Here is a 16,177-nt window from a genome sequence, read left to right on the forward strand (position 1 = left end):
GACTCTATGCTTAAAATAACTATAAATGGAAAACTTATAGAGACAAAAGAAAAGAAAAATCTATTGGATTTTTTAAGAGATGATATGGATTTTATTGCAGTAAAAAATGGATGTGGTGAAGGAGCATGTGGTGCTTGTATGGTTCTTGTTGATGGCAAACCGTTTAGAGCTTGCTTACTAACAACAGAAAAAGTAGCAGAAAAGAATGTCCTTACAGTAGAGGGCTTAACAGAGTATGAAAGAGACGTATTTGCATATGCTTTTTCAAAAGAAGGAGCAGTTCAATGTGGATTTTGTATTCCAGGAATGGTGGTCAGTGCAAAAGGATTATTTTTAAAAACTTTAGAGCCAACTAAAGATGAAATAAAATTAGCATTAAGAGGAAATATCTGTAGATGTACAGGATATGTAAAAATAGTAAAAGCTATAAAAGAAGCAGCACGAATTTTTAGAAATGGAGAGATTGTTCCTAAAGTAGAGTGTAAGGGATTAATTGGAGAAAATACTTTTAGAGTTGATGCTAAAGAAAAAACACTGGGTAAAGGAAAATATGCGGAAGATATAAAAATTCCTGAAATGATATTTGGAGGAGCTGTAAGAACAGCTCATCCAAGAGCTTTAGTAAAAAAAATAGATACAAGTGAAGTTGAAAGATTAGAGGGTATTGTGGGAATTGTAACAGCAAAAGATGTTCCAGGACATAGAAATATAGGACATTTATCTTTTATATCTGATTGGGATGCCTTGATAGCTGAAGGTGAAGTAACAAGATATATGGGGGATGCTTTAGTATTAATAGGCGCAAAATCTAAAGAAATTTTGAAAAAAGCTAAAGAGCTAGTAAAAGTTGAGTATGAAGTTTTAGAGCCAATAATTAATCCAGAAGAAGCATTAAAAGAGAATGCACCAAAAATTCATGAAAAAGGTAACCTATTATTTAAGCAAGTTTTAAAAAGAGGAGACGTAGAAAAAGTCTTAAAAGATGCTAAATATATTGTAACAAATATTTACCATACTCCTTATACAGAGCATGCCTATTTAGAGCCAGAAAGTGCTACAGCTATACCAAAAGAAAATGGTATAAAAATAATGACAAGTTCTCAAAGTGTTTATGATGAACAAAGAGAGATTGCTAGACTTTTAGGAATGGATCTATCACAAGTTGAAGTAGAGAGTACTTATGTAGGTGGTGGTTTTGGTGGAAAAGAGGATATGTCTGTTCAGCATCATGCAGCTCTCCTAGCTTGGAAGTTAAAAGTTCCAGTTCAATTTACATTGACTAGACAAGAGAGCTTGGTGGTTAGTACTAAACGACATCCAATGAAAATAGAGATGACAACTGCGTGTGATGAAAATGGAAAACTTTTAGGAATGAAAGCTAAAATCTTAGCAGATACAGGAGCCTATGCTTCTTTAGGAGGACCTGTGCTTCAAAGAGCGTGTACTCATGCAGCAGGACCTTATAATTATCATAATATAGATATAGAAGGAATAGCAGTATACACTAATAATCCTATTGGCGGTGCATTTAGAGGATTTGGAGTTACACAATCAGCATTTGCTACTGAAAGCAATTTAAATAAATTAGCAGAAATGGTTGGAATATCACCTTTCGAAATACGTTATAGAAATGCTATAGAGCCAGGTATGATTTTACCAAATGGACAAATAGCAGATTCTGGAACGGCATTAAAAGAAACTTTACTAGCAGTTAAAGATGTTTATGAAAATAATAAATTAGCAGGGATAGCTTGTGCATTTAAAAATGCAGGAATAGGAGTGGGATTGCCTGATGTTGGTAGATGTTTAATTTCAATAGAAAAAGGAAAAGTTCATATAAGAACAAGTGCAGCTTGTATAGGCCAAGGAGTAGGGACAGTTGCTCTACAAATGGTTTGTGAGACTACAGGATTATTACCAAAGAATATAGTCGTAGAAATGCCAAGTACAAGTAGAACACCAAACTCTGGAACTACAACAGCATCAAGACAAACAGTATTTACAGGAGAAGCAACGAAAAGAGCCGCATTGAAATTAAAAGAAGCATTGAAAGATAGATCTTTAGAACAATTGGAAGGCCAAGAATTTTTAGGTGAATATTCTGGAATAACAGATTCGATGAATTCTGAAAAAGAATATCCAGAAAGTCATGTAGCTTACGGATATGCGACTCAAGTGGTTATTTTAGGTGAGGATGGAAAAGTTAAAAAGGTTGTTGCAGCACATGATGTAGGAAGAGCAGTAAACCCTAAAAATGTAGAAGGACAGATTGAAGGTGGCGTAGTAATGGGATTAGGTTACGCCCTAACTGAAGATTTGAAGGTAGAAAAGGGAGTAATAAAATCAAAATTTGGGACAATAGGGTTACTAAGATCAACAGATGTACCAGAGATTGAATCCATAATTATAGAGAAAAATAAAGAGAATTTAGCTTACGGTGCTAAGGGTGTTGGAGAAATTGTTGTTGTTCCAACAGCACCTGCAGTTCAAGGAGCATATTACAAATATGATGGTAAGTTTAGAACATCATTACCACTAAAAGAAACAACTTATAAAAAATAAGAAAAGGAGAGAAAATTTTATTTCTCTCCTTTTCCTATTTTCTTTTTAGAAAAATTCCTTTAAAAGTTTTATTTTTTAAGTTTCCATTTTCAAGTATTAAGTTTCCTCTAATAAAGGTAGAGTGAACTTTTACTAGGGAGTTATAACTTTCAAATGCGCTATAACTAGCTTTTGAAATGGGAGAGGTAAACTTAAAGTTTTCTAAAGAAAGCACAACTAGATCAGCATCACTTCCAATTTCAATAGTTCCTTTTTGAGGATATAGACCGAAAATTTTGGCAGGATTTAATGAGCAAGTATTTAAAAAGTTTTTAGCAGAGATATTTCCTTTTAAGAATTCGGAAAACATGATTGGAACTCTTTCTTGTACTCCTGGAATTCCATTTGGACAGATTAAGAAATTTTCTTTTCCTAAAGCTTTATCTTTAAGTGAAAAAGTACAATGATCCGTAGCAACGACATCAATATAACCTAAGTTTATATAGTTTTGAATAGCAATATTATCCTCTTTATTTCTAAGAGGAGGACTTAAAATATAGTTTTCACCGTTATTTTTAAGATAATAATCTTCAGTAAGAATAAGATATTGAGGACATGTTTCAACAAAAAAATTCATTCCGTTATCTTTAAAATCTTTCAAAATATCTAAAGATTTTTTACAGGATATATGAACAAAATATAATTTTTCAAAAGAGGTTATTTTTGCTAAAGTTAAAAGTCTATAAACTGCTTCACTTTCACTATAATCAGGTCTCGATTTACTATGATAAATTGGACTTGTTAATCCTTGTTTTTTATATTTTTCTTTTAGAAATTCAATTATTCCATGATTTTCAGCATGAACGCAGATAATAATATTTAATTTTTTGGCTATTTCAAATATTTTTAAAATTTCATAATCATCCATCAAGTATGTATATGTCATATAAAGTTTAAAGCTCGTAATTCCTTTATTTTTTAAATTTAACATCTGCTCCTCTATATCATTAGGAACATGTTGAAGAACCCCATGAAAAGAGTAATCAACTGGACAAATTTTAGCAAACTCCATATAATTTTTTATTTGAAAATCTAATGGACATTTATTAGGGCCAAAACCAGGATGATCAACAATAGTTGTAGTTCCGCCATAAATAGCAGCAAGACCTCCAGAATAAAAATCATCAACAGAATTTACACCAACATCAATATTAAAATGAGTATGTACATCAATTCCACCGGGAATAATAAATTTATTAGAATAATCATAAATTAATCCATTAAAATTTTCTAAAGAAATATTACCAATATCTTTAATTTTTTCATTTTCAACAAGGATATCAGATTTACTTAATCCGTTTTCAGTTAGAATAAAACCATTTTTTAATAAAATTTGCATACTTAAAACCTCCAATAAAAAAATTGCTTACTATAATTAATAAGCAATTTTTATTCCAAACTATGTAACTGGTTTTGTTGATTTGGCGAGAAAAAGAAATGGTATCAATAAAAGAGATATAACTCCACTTCCAATTAAAACATCATTAATCCCCATAATCGAAGATTGAACAACAACTTGCTGATTTATTAATGCTAGTGATTGAGCAGAAGTACTTATAGCACTATTAATATTAGGGTTTGCTGTTGTTATACCAGAAGCCATCATGGTATGGTGAAAAGCCATTGTATGATTCCATGCAGGAATAACTAATGAGGTCCCTAAACTACTTCCAATATTTCTCATAAAATTATAAATTCCAGATGCGCTAGCTAAATTTTCATTACTAATGTTTGAAAGCGTTAGTGTATTTAAAGCTATGAAGAAAATTCCTACACCAAAACCATTGAAAAATCTAGTTAGTCCAACATAAGCTGGAGTTATTTGAGGAGAATAATTAGATGTTAAAAATGTTGAAATACCTAATAGAAAAAATCCAAGAGCAGCAACCTTTCTAGAATCTAGATGGTCTATTTTTTTACCTAATATTGGAGCTACCATTAAAATAGCTATACCTAAAGTACAAGTGGACTTTCCGCTAATAAAAGCTGTATATCCCATATAGTTTTGTAACCAAAGAGGTATGGCAACAACACCACTGAAGTAAGCTAGGACAGAAAACATCAAAGAGAAAGATCCAACACAGAAGTTTCTATTTAAAAATAATCTTACGTTAACCACAGGAGATTCATGATGCCATTCCCAAATGACTAAGAGGACTAAAAAAACAAAAGCTGATATACTAAGACCAATAATAGTATTATTAGAAAACCAATCTAAATCGTTTCCTTTATCTAACATAAGTTGTAAAGATCCAACACCAATGGCCAAAAATATAAATCCAATGATATCAACAGGTTCTTTAACAGTTTTTTCTTTAGCAATATCTTTTTTAAAGATATAATAAACAATTAAACTAGATATAATACCAAAAGGAAGATTTATATAAAAACACCATCTCCAAGAAGCAGTATCAGTAACCCATCCTCCAAGAACAGGACCAACAACAGGAGCTATAACGATGGTCATAGACCAAATTCCTAAAGCTATTCCCTTTTTTTCTTTAGGATATAGTTGTAACATAAGTGTTTGAGACAATGGAATCATACTAGCTCCAACAACACCTTGTAAAATTCTCATAGTTAAAAGAAAACTATAGGAAGGACTAATACCACAAAGCATACTAGCTAAAGTAAAAAGTAGTGTTGCACCTAAATATTGTTTAATAATTCCTAAACGTTTAGTTAACCACCCGATAAGAGGTAAAAATATAGCTTCAGCTACAGCGTAAGAAGTTATAACCCATGTACCTTGATCAGGAGCTACAGCAAAATCTCCTGCAATATGACTTAGAGAAACATTAACAATAGTCATATCGAGGACATTCATAAAAGAACCAATAGCTAGAGCAATTGTAGCAAAAATAATTGATGAGTTCATAATACAGAACCTCCTTAAAAGCTATTATCTTTAACTATTTTTTCAATTAATACACTTAATTTATTTTCATCAATTTTGTAAAGTTCTGATTTTTGTTCTTTAAATTGATTTGGAATATCAATATTTTTATTTGTATTAACTGTGACAGTTAAGCTTGTTCCAATTGGTAAAATTCCATTCTTTTCTAAACTTTCGTGATCAAAATCAATTCTAACGGGAACTCTCTGAACAATTTTAATCCAGTTTCCAGTGGCATTTTGTGTTGGAATTAAAGCAAAAGCACTACCAGATCCAGCAGATATTCCAGAAACAACTCCTTTGTAAGTTTTACCATTTAAATCACTAACAATTTCAACATAATTTCCAGGTTTTATATCTCCAAGTTGAGTTTCTTTAAAATTTGCATTAACCCAAGTTTTGTTTAAGTCAACAACAGTAAAAAGTGTTTGTCCAGCTTTTACTTGTTGTCCTAATTCAACTTGCTTTTGAGCAATAACTCCAGAAATTGGAGAGAAAATTTTAGTTTTTTCTAAGTTGTAATAAGCATTTTTAAGATTTTCAATAGCAGCAGCAACAAGAGGATGAGAATATATATCGTTGCTAAAAGCTTGAATTTTACTATTTTCTAAATTAGTTAAACTTTGTTCGTAACTATTTTTACTATCTATATATTTGAAATTAGTTGTATCAAAGTTCTCTTTGCTTGTTATACCAGTGCTACTAGATATAGTTTGTCTTTTTAAAGTTTTATCAGCAAGAGTTAAGTTAGCTTTAGCAATTGCAACACTATCTTCATTAAGCTTTACACTATTTTGTAATGTATAGTATTTTCTAACAGCATCTGCTAATTTTGTTTCAGCGTTTTTTAGAGCAATTTCATAATCAATAGTATCTAATTTTATAACAGGGGTACCAACATCTATAGATTGAGTATCCTCTACGTTAATTTCATTGATAACACCACTAACTTGCGTTGTTATAGAAACTTGATTTCCATGAATATAAGCATTTTCAGTTTCTTCATATCCTTTTAAGAAAAAGAAATAATAAAGTAGATATAAAACTCCAATAATGAGTATAATTAAAAGAAAAATACCCATCTTTTTTTTAGCATCTTTTCTATTTTTATTTTTAGTTTCATCCGTCACGATATTTTGGTTTGTAGTTTGATTATCCAATTTATTTCACCTCATTTTTATAGTAACCACCAAGGGATCCGATTAAGTTAATTTGATTTGTGTATAGTGTAAAATTATTTTCAATATAGCTTAATTCAGTATCAAGCAAATTATTCTTTTGATTCAACAGTTCAAGTTTTGATATACTACCAATTTGATATAAGGTATTATTATCGTTATAAGTAGATTTTACATTGCTATAATTTTTTTCTTCTAATTCATTATTTCTTTTTGATGTTTTTAAAGCATTGAGATTATTATTGATATCTTGGTAGGCTTTAATTAAGTTGTTGTTATAATTTTCTATAAAAATATTTAAATCAACTCCACCGATATTATAATTTTGAGTAAGTAAATTCCTATTAAATAGAGGTAGATATAAACTTGGTCCAAACTCCCATAATGTACTATGAGCTTTTAATAAATCTTGAATATTCAAATTTTGATACTCATATTTTCCAGTAATAGAAAATCTAGGATAGAAATCAGCTTTTAAAGACTTTAAATTTTCTTTCTGTGAGTTAATTAAAGCCAAATAATATTTTACATCAGGTCTATTAATAACTATATCCGAATCAATATATTCAGGAATATTTAAAAAATAATCAAACTGAGGAGTATTATAATCTATATTTGATAAAATTTTATCTATGTTTTTAGATTTTATATTTCCAACAAGAGAGTAAAAACTATTTTTTAAAGTAGTTTTTTGAACAGTAATTTCGGCAATTTTTTGATTTAAAGAGTTAACATTATTGTCAGCGTTTAAAATGCTTTCTTTATTTCCAAGTCCAGTTTGATAAAGAATATTTTGATAGTTTAAGACCTCTTTTGCAATATTAAATTTTTTCTTTAGTATATTCTCTTCTTTTGTAAGTAAAATATATTTTCCATAAAGATTTGCAACTGTTGTTGAAAGAGTTAGAGTACTCCATTCACTCTGAAGTTCTGTAGCTAATTTTGAATATTGAGCTTGATTTTGTAGAGCATCAAATTTTCCCCAAATATCAAAGATATATTGTCCTTGAATAGCCAAAGAGCCCATATCAATAGTATCGCTATTTTTGATATCTTTTATAGGAAGGTCTGTTTTTACATGAGATGTTAAAACATGATTTCTATTCCAACTTCCTCCTAAATCTATGCTAGAAAGATTAGAGTTTTTTGTAGAATTTAAGGTATACATTGCTTTTTCAATGTTTAGTTTAGCTATTTTAATTTCACTATTTGTTTTTAAAACCTCATCAATTAGAGAAATCAATTGCTGATTATTTGTGCTAAGCCACCATTGTTGTGACTTAAAAAAAATGTTGCTATTTTGTGGTTTGTTTTCTGTAATTAATGTTTTAATAGGAGTTTCCGTAACCTTAGGAGTACCAAAACAACCTGTTAATAAAAAAGGCAAAATAACAAAAAAAATATAAGATTTCATAATCCCTCACTCCTGATAAAAATCTACTAAATTAAAAAATAAAAATTAATTTAGTAGGATTTTATAGATTTATATTGTATTTATATTAATACTACTTTATAATTGTTCTTAAAATATCTAAAACTTCCTACAAAAATTTATTAGAAAATGAAAAACAGGTAATTTTTTACCTGTTTTTTTGATTACATTTTGACTTCTTTTAAAATTTCATTAAAAATATGTTTTGCAATTTCAGATTTTGGTTGTTCTTTATAAATAATATTTTCGCCAGATTTTTTTATAATTTGTATGCTGTTAGTTGATTTTTGCATGTTTTCAGCATTATTAGCAACAATAAAATCTAAATTTTTCTTGATTAATTTTTTCTTTGCGTTCTCGATAATGTCTTCAGTTTCTGCAGCAAATCCAACTAAAATTTGGTTTTTCTTTTTTTCTCCCATATTGAATAAAATATCAGGATTTCGTTCTAACACTATTGTTAATTCACCGTCAGATTTTTTAATTTTTTCAGTGGAGTAGTTTTTAGGTCTATAATCTGCAACAGCAGCGCAAGCTATACCGATATCTTGAGAATCAAATCTTTCCATGACAGCATCAAACATATCAATAGCACTTCTTATTCTAATAAACTCTTTTAGACCATGTGGAATTTCAAGATTTGTAGGACCAGAAACTAAAGTTACATCAGCTCCTAAATCTACAGCGACTTTAGCTAAAGAATATCCCATTTGTCCACTAGACCTATTTGAAAAATATCTTATAGGATCTAAAGGTTCTTCAGTTCTACCTGCTGTAATAATAACTTTCTTTCCTTTTAATAGTTTAGGAATAGGAGTTGTTAAATCTTTCTCTATAATTTCAACTATTTCATTTTCATTTTTTAATCTTCCTTTAGCATTAACATTACAAGCTAAAAATCCTTCGTCAGATTCTATAAACTTATAACCTAATTTTTCCAATTTTTGTATATTTTCTTTTAAAATTGGATTCTCATACATATTCACATTCATTGCTAAAGCAAAGTATGTAGGTTTTTTACATGCTGAAATAACAGTAGATAGCATATCGTCAGCAATTCCGTTAGCTACTTTTCCTACAATATTATAAGTTGCTGGAGCAATTAAAAAAGCATCAGCCCATTCTGCTAATGATATATGTTCAACTTCAATTTGATGATTTCTTTCCCACATATCTGTTACAACTCTATTTCTAGAAAGAGTTTCTAAAGTTTGAGGAGTAATTATTTTAGTGGCACTTTCAGTCATTATAACTTTAACGTTATATCCTTTTTTTCTTAATATTGAGATTATATTAGCAGACTTATAAGCGGCAATCCCACCAGTAACTCCAATTAAAATATTTTTCATATTTATCCTCCTAAGTAAAGAAAATTAGAATCTTTTTTATATATTATACTATTTTAAGCTGAAAAAAAATAGAATTTGTTATATAATTAAAATTATAATTAAATTAAAGGAGGTTTTTATGAAGGTTGTTGCATTTAATGGAAGCCCAAGAGAAAAAGGTAATACATATTTTGCATTGAAGATGGTAGGAGAAGAGCTAGAAAAAGAAGGTATAGAACTAGAGATAGTTCATGTGGGAAATAAGGCTATTAGAGGTTGCATAGGTTGTAATGGGTGTGCTAAAAATAGAGATGAAAAGTGTGTTATGAGTGAAGAGAATTTTGTAAATGAATGGATACAAAAAATTAAAGAAGCAGATGGTGTTTTATTGGGATCGCCAGTTCATTTTGCTTCTTTAGGAGCAACTATGAAAGCTTTTTTAGATAGAGCATTTTATGTAGCATCAGTTAATGGAGGACTTTTTAGACATAAAGTTGGTGCATCAGTTGTTGCAGTAAGAAGATCAGGAGGAGTTCCAACATTTGATCAGTTAAATAATTATTTAAATTATTCAGAAATGTTGATGCCTTCAACAAATTATTGGAGTGTAATACATGGATTAAGACCTGGAGAGGTTGAGCAAGATGAAGAAGGAAAACAAATAATGAGAATTTTGGGAAAAAATATGGCTTGGCTTTTAAAGATGGTTGATTATACAAAAGATACAATTATTCCACCAGAAAAAGAAAATAAAAAATACACTCACTTTATAAGATAAAATAAAAAACTCAGAGGATATTCTCTGAGTTTTTCTATATACTTGAGGCTTTTAAATTTTTATTAATACCTAGAACTTTAAAGATTATAAGAGTTAAAATAAATGTTAATACATCTGCAAATGGAAGTGTTAACCAGATTCCATCAACTCCAAGAAGTTTTGGTAAAATAACAATTCCGATTCCCATAAATACCACACCTCTACAAACTGATATTATATTAGCTAAAAAAGCTTTATCCATAGCTTGTAAGTAAGAGATATTCATAAAGTTAGCTCCTACAAAAATAATGGCACTAGAGTATAAAAATAAACCTTTAGCTGTATACTCAAATAGATGAGATTCGTGTGTAAAAACTTTAACAACATCTAAAGCAAAGAATTTTATTAAAATTAAAGCTATTGTAGTAGCAATAAAACAGAATTTATGAGCATATCTAAAAATTTCTAGAACTCTTCTATAATTTCGACGTCCATAGTTAAAGCTAACTAATGGTTGGATTCCTTGGGCTAAACCTGTAAATAACATTCTATAGATAACAAATGAATAAGAGATTATTCCGTAAGCAGCAACTCCTATTTGTCCTTCTGTTCTAGAAAGAGTTATATTTAAAAGAATTGTTATTACCATAACTGCAAACTCTAAAATGAAAGATGAGAAGCCTAAAGAACAAATTTTTCCCATTAAATTCCATTGGATATCTTTTATATCAAAGGATAATCTAAAAGTTGATTTAGGAAAGTGCATACATAGGTATACTGCTGATAAAACTTGTCCAATAGCTGTAGCATAAGCTCCACCCTCAATCCCCATTTTTAACTTAAATATGAAGATATAATCTAGAACAATATTTGTAATAGCTCCAATAAAAAGTGAATTCATGGCTTTTCTAGGAGCATTATCATTTCTAACAATAGCATTTAATGATATTGATAGCATCAAAAAGAAAGTAGCTACAATACATGGATACATATAATCTTTAACCATGGGAAGTAAAAGTTCTGTTGCTCCTAGAGATTTCATTATTTTATTGGGAAACATGAAAACAACAGAAGCTATTAAAATATAAAAAATAAGATTTAAAATAATTGTATATGTAAAACTTTTATTTTTAAAATCTTGGTCATCACTTTTTAAAGATATTAAAGTAGCTCCTCCAGCTCCAAACATAAGACTTAGAGCAGCTGTTAAGTTAATTATAGGATATCCAATATTAACAGCGGCAATTCCAATACTTCCGATACCTCTTGATATAAAAACTCCGTCAGCAACTACATAAAGGGAGTTAACAAGCATTCCAATTGAAGCTGGGATAGCAAATTTATAAAATAGTTTATTAATTGGTTGATTCTCTAGTTGATTGATTTTCGTTGACATTTTTTCTCAAGTCCTCTTCATTTTCTAAAAGTTTAAGATTTTTCATCTCTTTTTTTGTCATAATAAAAGTAACAATAACAGATAATATATCTGCAGATGGCACAGCCATCCATACACCACGAACTCCCCAGATTCTAGAAAAAATTAAAACAATAGGGATTAAAAATAAAACTTGTCTTGATAAGCTTAAAAACATAGTAGTTTTTGGTTTTCCAATAGCCTGAAAATAAACTGCTGCTATAATTTGGAAACCTATAAAAGGAAACATTAAAGTAAAAACTTTAAGACCTTTTGATGCAGCATCTAGAAGTTCAGGATTGCTAGTAAAGATAACTATAAAATATTTAGATAAAAATTGAATAGCTAAAAATCCAATAGTAGAAATAGTAACAGCACCTTTCACAGCTAGTATAAAAGCTTGTCTAACTCTGTGAAAAAATCTTGCTCCATAGTTAAATCCAAGAATAGGTTGAACTCCTTGATTTATACCAAAGATAGGCATAAGAATGAAAGTGTTTACTGCATTAACAATGGTCATTGCTCCAACAGCAGTATCTCCACCATACTTCATAAGACTACTATTTAATATAAAGTTTACAGCACTAGAACCTAATTGTAAAACAAATGGTCCAGCTCCAATAATAAAAATTTCTTTAACTTTCTCCCATTCAAGAAGTAAGTTTTTTAAATGGAGTTTAATTCCGCTAAATTTTGATGTGAAGTAACCAACAGTCCAAATTGCAGAAACAATTTGAGAAATAATAGTTGCAAGTGCAGCACCTTTAACTCCTAAATTTAATCCAAAGATAAAGATAGGATCTAAAATGATATTTGTGATTGCTCCAAGTAAAAGAGTAATCATAGAAATTTTAGGATTTCCATCAGATCTAACGGCTGCATTAGTAGCGTACCCAACCATTAAAAAAGGAAAACCAAGAGCGACAATTGTTAAGTAATCTCTGGCAAATGGTTCCGTGACAGGGCTTGTTCCTAATTTTCCAATATATAGATCCATTGTAAAAATTATTATAAAACTTAAAACGATACCGAATATAATTGATAATGAAGTAGCATTACCTAAAAATTTTTCAGCTAAATCTTTTCGTTTTCTTCCTAATGAAATAGAGATATTAGTAGCGCCACCTAATCCAATTAGAAGACAGAAACCAAGAGAGATTATCATTATTGGAAAAACAACTCCAACACCTGCAATAGCAACCGGACCAATTTCAGGTATATTTCCAATATAAATTCTGTCTACTATATTGTATAAAGCATTTACAAACATTCCAATCATAGCAGGAAGTGAAAATTTTAAAAGCAGTTGACCGATGGGCTGCTCTCCCATTTCTTTGTGTTTTTCTTTCATTCATTCCCCCAGTTTATTTAAATATAGTATAAGTATGATTATATCTTAAAAAATTAAGAAAATCAATTTTCTTTAACATATAAATAAGTAATTGGAATCCAAAGAAAATAGGTGTATTATATATTCAAAATTAGATAAATAAAATAAAGAGGGTGTATATGTCTAAAATTAATATTTATATAGATAAAAATTCAAAAGAAAGCTTATACCTACAGATTTATCAGTGTCTAAAAAAGCAGATTTTATCAGGAGATATTAAAGCAGGAGCAAAGTTACCGTCGATTCGTCAAGTTGCAATAAAACTAGATATAAATCAAAATACGGTTATTCAAAGTTATAATATTTTAGAGAAAAAAGGATTGATAAAAAAAATCTCTGGAAAAGGGTGTTTTGTAGAACAAATTTGTGAATTTGAAATAGAACAAAAAGAGATACCTTTAATAGAAAGCTTTAAATATGGACAAAATCAAATAATAGAAAGAATAAACTTTTCGAATGGAACTCCAAGCTCTAAATATTTTCCTATTGAAGATTATAAAATGTTTTTTGATGAAGTTATTCGAGAGTATGGGGGAGAGATTTTTCAATACCAAAATGTTCAAGGAGTAGATAGTCTTCGCTACTTACTCTCAGAGGAGTTTGAAAAAGAAGATATTTTTGTAAAAAAGGAAAATATCCAAATAACATCAGGAACTCAACAAGCTTTAGATATTGTTATAAAACTTTTTTCAAAAGAAACAAAACCAACAGTTGTATTATCAGATCCAACTTACCCAAACGCTTTAAATATATTTAAAGGATGGTGTAATATAAAATCTTTAGATATTAAAGAAGATGGTTGGGATTTGAAAGAGTTTGAAGAGATATTAAAAGAAGAAAAAATAGATTTTGTATATGAGTGTATAAATTTTCAGAATCCTACAGGTGTTACTTGGTCTTTGGAAAAGAGAGAACAACTTTTACAACTAGCTGAAAAATATGGATTTTATATAGTTGAAGATGATAGTTTTTCAGATTTTTATTATACAGAAACAAAACCTAAAACTTTAAAAAGTTTGGATAAATTAGGACAAGAGAAGGTTATTTATGTTAAAACATATTCAAAGATACTTATGCCTGGAATTGGATTGGCAATAATGACAGTACCAGAAAATCTTATGCAGAGAGTTCTTTTAATAAAATATGGGTTAGATACGACAACCTCTGGAATAAATCAAAAAATTTTAGAAAAATTTATAGTTAAAAATAAATTACATGAACATTTATCTTTATTAAGAAAAGAATTTGGCAAAAAACAAAAGCTATGCTTAAAGTTGTTAAAGAAAATTCAAGGACTAAGTGTTATGCATAAACCAAATGGAGGGTTTTTTATTTGGGTTAAACTTTCAGATAATATAGATGGTGAAAAATTTTATTTAAAATGTAAAGAAGAAGGGGTAGCTCTTTTGCCAGGAGCTTTATTTTATAAGGATAAGAGAGATGTTTGTAAAATTAGACTAAGTTTTATATCTCCAACCCTACTTGAAATAGAAAAAGGATTGGAGATACTAGAAAAAACATTATCTCTTTGTAAGATGGAAAATTCTAAAAAATGTAGTTACTAAAATTATTCCAAGAGCCATAGAACCAGCAATTATTGAAGTTTCCATACCTTTTAGCATAGAATCTTGGTATTTATTTTGAATTAGATATAGCATAGTGTAATAAACTCCACCACCAGGAGCCATAGGAATTAGAGCTGCTATAAGTAGTGTAGGAACTGTAGTTTGTAATTTTTTTGCCATAATCTCAGAATAAAAAGCAGTTATAGCTGTTGCCAAAAGATAGCATGTAGAGTAAGAATAGCCTTCTTTTGTAAAAAGTAAATAAAAAAGCCAGCTTATAGCACCGCCGATTCCAGAATAAATAATAAGTTTACCTCTAACATTGAAAAGAATAGCGAAACTGATTGTAATAAAAAAAGCAAAAATAACTTCTATAAAAAACATTAAAATCCTCCAAAATTAAAAAAAAGTTTTGTAACTAATCCAGCTCCAATAGCTATCGCTCCACCAATCATAAGAACTTCCATAGCTCTTGAAGTGCCAGAAACTAAATCTCCAGCAATAATATCTCTGATAGAGTTTATAAAAGCAACTCCGGGAACAAGTAACATCAAAGAAGAAATTATACTTATAGATGGTGTTGTAATTATTCCATTAACATAAAATAAGTTAGAAACAAAGGCACAAATTGCTCCAGAAATTAAATTTATAAAGAAGCTATTTAGTTGTAATCCTGAAATAATATAAGAAAATAAAGCGACACCACATCCTGCAACAAAAGCAGCAGCAAAATCGTTTGGTCCCCCTTTAAAAGAAACAACAAAGCTTGCGGCTCCTAGTGCAGAGGCAATGAAATTCATACCAAAACCATAAGGGGATATTTTATTAATATCTTCTAAAGATTTTTTTAATTCTGAAAAAGAGTATTTTTCGATTTCATTTATTAATTTATGAACTTGATGAATTTTATCTAAATTTGTAGATCGAGAACTAATTCTTTCTACTAAAGAAACAACTTCATCATCAATATTTTTTCCAGAAACAATAATACATGTTAATGTAGCAAAGCAGTCAATTTTCAAATTAAAATGTTGACCGATTCGAGCAATAATATCCTCGACTCTATAAACTTCACCTCCGCTAGTAAGAACTATTTTTCCGGCGAAAGTCGCTAGTTGAAGAACACGATGTTCGGTAATTAGTTGTTTTTTTGGCATAAAATCTCCTATAATTATAAAAATTTAAAACACATCTAATAGTAGCATTAAAGTTTCTAAAAAGCAACAGAGACATTATTAAAAAAAATAAAAAAAGTTATTGACATGAACTTTAAATTATGGTATTATTAATTTGTTGAAAGCGAAAGCAATCACGCCTGGGTGGCGGAATAGGTAGACGCACAGGACTTAAAATCCTGAGCTATCTGATAGCGTGCCGGTTCGATTCCGGCCCCAGGCACCATACAAGTGGTGAGGTTCCCGAGCGGCCAAAGGGATCAGACTGTAAATCTGACGGCTCTGCCTTCGAAGGTTCGAATCCTTCTCTCACCACCATTTTATAAGCCGCTTTAGCTCATCTGGTAGAGCAACTGACTTGTAATCAGTAGGTGATTGGTTCGACTCCGATAAGCGGCACCATAAAAAGTTATTAACTCCTTATAGAAGGAGTTTTTTTAT

Annotated in this window: 12 protein-coding genes and 3 tRNA genes; 6 read left to right on the forward strand and 9 right to left on the reverse strand. The window is 29.6% G+C overall.

Annotated elements, in window-relative coordinates; genetic code table 11:
• Window positions 1–6: 6 nt before the first annotated feature.
• Window positions 7–2,562, forward strand: a complete 2,556-nt coding sequence (gene xdh, locus H5J23_RS13295; protein ID WP_185892747.1) for a selenium-dependent xanthine dehydrogenase — start codon at window positions 7–9, stop codon at window positions 2,560–2,562.
• Window positions 2,563–2,596: 34 nt separating this feature from the next.
• On the opposite strand, the gene hydA is transcribed toward xdh, so the two are convergent.
• From hydA to coaBC, 5 genes are all read right to left on the reverse strand, one after another.
• Window positions 2,597–3,940 carry a dihydropyrimidinase gene (gene hydA, locus H5J23_RS13300; RefSeq protein WP_185892748.1) on the reverse strand — a complete coding sequence of 448 codons (1,344 nt, stop codon included), beginning with the start codon at window positions 3,938–3,940 and terminating at the stop codon, window positions 2,597–2,599.
• Between the two features lie 60 nt (window positions 3,941–4,000).
• On the reverse strand, window positions 4,001–5,479 hold the full coding sequence (locus tag H5J23_RS13305) for a DHA2 family efflux MFS transporter permease subunit (protein ID WP_185892750.1): 1,479 nt from the start codon (window positions 5,477–5,479) through the stop codon (window positions 4,001–4,003).
• Window positions 5,480–5,493: 14 nt separating this feature from the next.
• On the reverse strand, window positions 5,494–6,657 hold the full coding sequence (locus H5J23_RS13310; RefSeq protein WP_185892752.1) for an HlyD family secretion protein: 1,164 nt from the start codon (window positions 6,655–6,657) through the stop codon (window positions 5,494–5,496).
• Window position 6,658: 1 nt separating this feature from the next.
• Window positions 6,659–8,089 carry a TolC family protein gene (locus H5J23_RS13315; RefSeq protein ID WP_023051911.1) on the reverse strand — a complete coding sequence of 477 codons (1,431 nt, stop codon included), beginning with the start codon at window positions 8,087–8,089 and terminating at the stop codon, window positions 6,659–6,661.
• Between the two features lie 182 nt (window positions 8,090–8,271).
• Entirely contained in the window at window positions 8,272–9,456 is a 1,185-nt protein-coding gene (gene coaBC, locus H5J23_RS13320) for a bifunctional phosphopantothenoylcysteine decarboxylase/phosphopantothenate--cysteine ligase CoaBC (protein WP_185892754.1), read from the reverse strand.
• Between the two features lie 118 nt (window positions 9,457–9,574).
• On the opposite strand from coaBC, the gene H5J23_RS13325 reads away from it, so the two are divergent.
• Window positions 9,575–10,213: a flavodoxin family protein gene (locus H5J23_RS13325; protein WP_023051909.1), complete on the forward strand. Its 639-nt coding sequence runs from the start codon at window positions 9,575–9,577 to the stop codon at window positions 10,211–10,213.
• A gap of 34 nt (window positions 10,214–10,247) precedes the next feature.
• Here H5J23_RS13325 and H5J23_RS13330 read toward each other — a convergent pair whose 3' ends face one another.
• Window positions 10,248–11,588, reverse strand: a complete 1,341-nt coding sequence (locus tag H5J23_RS13330; protein WP_185892756.1) for an MATE family efflux transporter — start codon at window positions 11,586–11,588, stop codon at window positions 10,248–10,250.
• Window positions 11,548–12,957, reverse strand: a complete 1,410-nt coding sequence (locus H5J23_RS13335) for an MATE family efflux transporter (RefSeq protein ID WP_185892757.1) — start codon at window positions 12,955–12,957, stop codon at window positions 11,548–11,550. Before H5J23_RS13335 ends, H5J23_RS13330 begins: the two co-directional genes overlap by 41 nt.
• 158 nt (window positions 12,958–13,115) lie before the next feature.
• Here H5J23_RS13335 and H5J23_RS13340 point away from each other — a divergent pair, with 158 nt between their 5' ends.
• Window positions 13,116–14,561 carry a PLP-dependent aminotransferase family protein gene (locus tag H5J23_RS13340; RefSeq protein WP_221892837.1) on the forward strand — a complete coding sequence of 482 codons (1,446 nt, stop codon included), beginning with the start codon at window positions 13,116–13,118 and terminating at the stop codon, window positions 14,559–14,561.
• Here the strand turns inward: H5J23_RS13340 and H5J23_RS13345 are convergent.
• The gene (locus H5J23_RS13345; protein ID WP_185892759.1) at window positions 14,517–14,945 is read right to left on the reverse strand and encodes a threonine/serine exporter family protein; all 429 of its coding nucleotides are present in this window, start codon (window positions 14,943–14,945) and stop codon (window positions 14,517–14,519) included. The two genes, H5J23_RS13340 and H5J23_RS13345, sit on opposite strands and share 45 nt — an antisense overlap.
• Complete coding sequence (locus tag H5J23_RS13350; protein ID WP_023051904.1) at window positions 14,945–15,718, reverse strand: threonine/serine exporter family protein; 774 nt, start codon at window positions 15,716–15,718, stop codon at window positions 14,945–14,947. Before H5J23_RS13350 ends, H5J23_RS13345 begins: the two co-directional genes overlap by 1 nt.
• Window positions 15,719–15,874: 156 nt before the next feature.
• On the opposite strand from H5J23_RS13350, the gene H5J23_RS13355 reads away from it, so the two are divergent.
• The 3 genes from H5J23_RS13355 to H5J23_RS13365 all read left to right on the forward strand — a co-directional run bounded on the left by H5J23_RS13355 (window position 15,875) and on the right by H5J23_RS13365 (window position 16,138).
• A tRNA-Leu gene (locus H5J23_RS13355) sits at window positions 15,875–15,962 on the forward strand.
• 7 nt (window positions 15,963–15,969) lie between these two features.
• A tRNA-Tyr gene (locus H5J23_RS13360) sits at window positions 15,970–16,054 on the forward strand.
• 8 nt (window positions 16,055–16,062) lie between these two features.
• A tRNA-Thr gene (locus H5J23_RS13365) sits at window positions 16,063–16,138 on the forward strand.
• The last annotated feature ends 39 nt before the right edge of the window (window positions 16,139–16,177 follow it).

The sequence above is a fragment of the Cetobacterium sp. 2G large genome (assembly GCF_014250655.1).
Lineage (GTDB): Bacteria > Fusobacteriota > Fusobacteriia > Fusobacteriales > Fusobacteriaceae > Cetobacterium_A > Cetobacterium_A somerae.